Origin of the sequence: Streptomyces cahuitamycinicus (assembly GCF_002891435.1) — a bacterium.
Classification (GTDB): domain Bacteria; phylum Actinomycetota; class Actinomycetes; order Streptomycetales; family Streptomycetaceae; genus Streptomyces; species Streptomyces cahuitamycinicus.
In genome coordinates, this window is the sequence record NZ_POUC01000571.1 from 1 (window position 1) to 4,038 (window position 4,038).

The following is a 4,038-nucleotide window of genomic DNA, read 5'->3' on the forward strand; positions in this document are numbered from 1 at the left end:
AGATGTGTATAAAGAGACAGGGTGAGGTGGTGGGCGGTGATGTCCTGGTAGGTGACGTGGACGGTGGTTTCGGTGATGCCGTACATGTTGACCAGGCGGGTGGTGGGGTGCGTGTAGTGCTCGAACCAGGTCCGTACGTGCTTGGGTTCGAGTGCTTCGCCACCGAAGATCACCCAGCGCAGTGAGGGAAGCCGCTCTTCGCCCGCATTCGCCGCGTGTTCCACCAACTCCCGGAACATCGACGGGGTCTGGTCGAACACCGTGACCTTCTCCTGCCGCAGGAGTTGCCACATGGTCTCGGGGTTGCGTGCCGTGTCGTGGGGGACGATCACGGCTCGGCCGCCGGTGATGAGGGCGCCCCACAGTTCCCAGACGGAGAAGTCGAAGGCGTAGGAGTGGAACACCGTCCACACGTCGTCCGGCCTGAACTCGTACAGATCCTGGGAGTTGGCCATCAGGTGCAGGACGTTGTGGTGCTCGACCGCCACGCCCTTGGGGCGGCCGGTCGACCCGGAGGTGTAGATCACGTACGCCAGGTCGGAAGCCGACACCTCTGTCTCCGGAGCTGTCGCCGGTAGTGCGGACAGGGTGTCCCGCTCGGCGTCCACGTCGACGATCCGGATGTCGTCGGCCGGCAGGCCGCTGTTCAGTCCGTGGTGGGTGACCAGGATCGTGGCCTCGGAGTCTTCGAGCATGTAGGCCAGTCGGTCGGCCGGGTAGGCCGGGTCCAGGGGGACGTAGGCGGCCCCGGACTTGAGGATGCCGAGCAGGCCGACGGCCATCTGGGTGCCTCGTTCGACGGACAGGGCGACCAGGTGTCCTGGTCCGGCGCCGAGCGAGACGAGGTGGTGGGCGAGGCGGTTGGCTGCCTGGTCCAGTTCGCGGTAGGTGATGTGCTCGCCGGCGCAGGAGACGGCGATGGCGTCGGGTGTGGTCTCGGCGCGTGCGGTGACCTGGTCGTGGATCGTGCCGTCCCAGGGCGCGACGCCCGGAGTTATGGCCCAGTCGTGGACCAGCCGCTCGCGCTCAGCCGGAGCGAGCATCGGCAACGCGGAAACCGCCCGGCCGGGGTGGTCCACCATGCCGGTGAGCAGGGCGTCCAGATGCGCGGCCATCCGCTCGACCGTGCCGGCGTCGAACAGCTCGGGGTCGTAGGCGAGGGCGTACGCCAGCTCCTCTCCCGCGTAGGCGATCAGGTTCAGCGGGAAGTTCGTGACATCGGCACCCTCCAGACCGTGCAGCCGCACGCCGTCGGAGGGGCCGGTGTCGCCGTCCACGGGGAAGTTCTCGAACGCCACCAGGCTCTCGAAGAGGTTCGTGCCGCGTTCGACGTGGCTCCATCCCTGGATCCGCGGCAACGGCACGTACTCGTACTGGCGCGCCTCGACCTGCGCCTGCTGCACGCGGGCCAGCCACTCGGCGACCGGTGCGTCACCGTCGACGGACACGCGCACCGGCAGGGTGTTGATGAGCATGCCCACCATGGAGTCGACACCCGGCAGATCGGCCGGGCGGCCCGACACGGTGGCGCCGAACACGACGTCCCGCTCCCCGGCGTACCGGGCCAGCAGCAGCGCCCAGGTGCCCTGCACCACCGCGTTGACCGTGAGTCGATGGCTCCGGGCGAACGCGTACAGGCGTCGCGAGACGTCCGCGGGGAGCCGCGTCACCATCCGCTCCGTGGACTGCGCACGGTGGCTCGCGGCGGGACGCCGGTCGTACGGCAGTGCCGTGGGTTCGGTGAACCCGTCCAGCAGCGTCCGCCAGTAGGCCTCCGCATCCGACAGGTCCTGGCCCTCCAGCCACTCCACGTATGCGCGGAACGGGCGCCGCACAGGCAGCAGCGGCTCCTCGCCGGCGGCCAGCGCCCGGTACGCGGTGGTCAGGTCGTCGAGCATCTGGAACGTGCTCCAGCCGTCCAGCAGCACATGGTGGGAGGTGCGCACCACCCGTACGGACATGTCCGACGTACGCGCGACGGCGATCCGCGCCAGCGGGGCGACCGACAGGTCGATGCCGCGTTCCCGGTCGTCCGCCAGATACCGCTCCAGCGCCTCGTCCTGTTCCGCGGAGCCCAGTCCGCGCCAGTCGAGATGGACGATCGGCGTGTCCACGTGCCGGCGCACCACCATCAGCGGGCGGTCCACGCCCTCCCACACGACGGCACCGCGCAGGATCTCCAGGTGGTCCGTGACGTGCCGCCAGGCCCGCTCCAGCAGGGCGGGGTCGGTGACACCGTCGAGGACGAAGCTCATCTGCTCGAAGTAGGCGCCGGACCCGGGCTCGGCGAGCGTGTGGAAGAGCATGCCGCTCTGCATGGGGGTGAGCGGGAAGATGTCCTCGACGTCCCGGCCGTCGCCGGCGATCCGGTCCACGGCCGCCTGGTCGAGACCGGCGAGCGGGAAGTCGGACGGGGTTGCCCCGCCACTTGCCGGGTCCTGGCAGTGCTCCACCAGGGCGCGCAGCGCGGCCACGTGCTCACCGGCCACCCGCTCCACCGTCGACCGGTCGAAGACCTCACCGGAGAAGATCCAGGTGAAGCCGAGGCTGCCGTCCTCGACCATGCCGACGACATCGAGGAGGTACGGGCGGGGCTCGTCCGCCGCGTGATCGTGGCCGAGGGCGGGCAGGCGGTCGCGGACCAGCCCGTCGCGCCCGGTCGTGCCGTCCCACTGACCGAGGTAGTTGAAACTGATGGGCGGAAGCCGGTCCGCGCGCAGTTCGTGGCCCGGCGTGCCCGGCAGGGACAGGAAGCGGAGCGCGTCGTAGCCGAGGCCGCGGCCCGGCACCGCCCGCAGCTGCTCCTTGACGGACTTGAGCGTCTCGCCCCAGTCGCGCCCGGAGGGAAGCGCCAGGGCGACGGGGAAGTGGGTGGTGAACCAGCCGACCGTGCGCGACAGGTCCAAGTCGTCGAACAGTTCCTCGCGGCCGTGCCCCTCCAGTCCCAGAACCAGCCGGCCGGCGCCCGTCCAGTCGGCCAGGACGCGGCCGAGCGCCGTGACGAGCACGTCGTTGATCTGCGTGCGGTACACCGACGGGAGGCGGTGCAGCAGCGCCCCCGTCTCCTCGCGGCCGAGGCGCACCTCGACGCTCTGCTCGGCGGCGGTCACATTGCGGCCGCCGGGGTGGTCCACGGGGAGCGCGGGCGCCCCGCCGGGGTCGACCGAGCGCCAGTGGTCGAGCTCGTCGTCGAGGGCGCCGGAGCGGACGTGTGCGCTCAGGCGGTCCGCCCACTGCTGGCAGCTGCTGGTCCGGTGGCCCAGGTCGGCCGGGCGCCCGTCGGCGAGCTGCGTGTACGCGGTGGACAGGTCCTCCAGGACGATCCGCCACGACACCCCGTCCATGACGATGTGGTGGACGGCGAGGAACAGCCGCGGCGCGGTGCCGTCCTCGAAACGGAACAGGACACCCTTCACCAGGGCGCCGCCGCGCAGGTCGAGGGCGCGCTGCGCTTGCAGGGCCGCGCTGTTCAGCACCTCTTCCGTGTCCTCGACGTCGGCGATGTCGCGGACCGTGAGGAGGCCGGAGGAATGGTCGCCGTACTCCTGGATCCAGGTGCCGCCGGCCCGGGCGTAGCGCATGCGCAGCGCGTCGTGGTGGGCGACGACCGCGCCGAGCGCCCCCTCCAGCAGTGTGGCGTCCGTACCGGGAGCCAGCTCCAGGTGGGCGGACATGGCGTAGTGGTCGGGGTCGACGGTGTGCTCGTCGAGGAACCAGCTCTGGATCGGTGTGAGCCCGACGCGTCCGGAGACCTGGGCCGGTGCCGTGGCGGTGGGCCGCACGTCGCCGGTGGTGACGTGGGTGGCGAGGGAGGCGATGGTCTGGTGGAGGAAGAGGAGGCGGGAGGTGAGGTGGAGGCCGTGCTGGCGGGCGCGGGAGACGGCTTGGATGGCGAGGATGGAGTCGCCGCCGAGGTCGAAGAAGTTGTCGTGGATGCCGATGTGTTCGATGCCGAGGATGTCGGTCCAGATGGTGGTGAGGGTTTCCTCGGTGGGGTTGCGGGGTGGGGTGTGGTCGGTGTCGGTCTGTGTGGTGGAG

General features: G+C 70.7%; 1 protein-coding gene. It reads right to left on the bottom strand.

The window, feature by feature from the left end; translation table 11 throughout:
• Nucleotides 1-4,038, bottom strand: a 4,038-nt coding sequence (locus tag C1J00_RS39425; protein WP_146046354.1) for a condensation domain-containing protein, incomplete at both ends; no start/stop codon positions are given.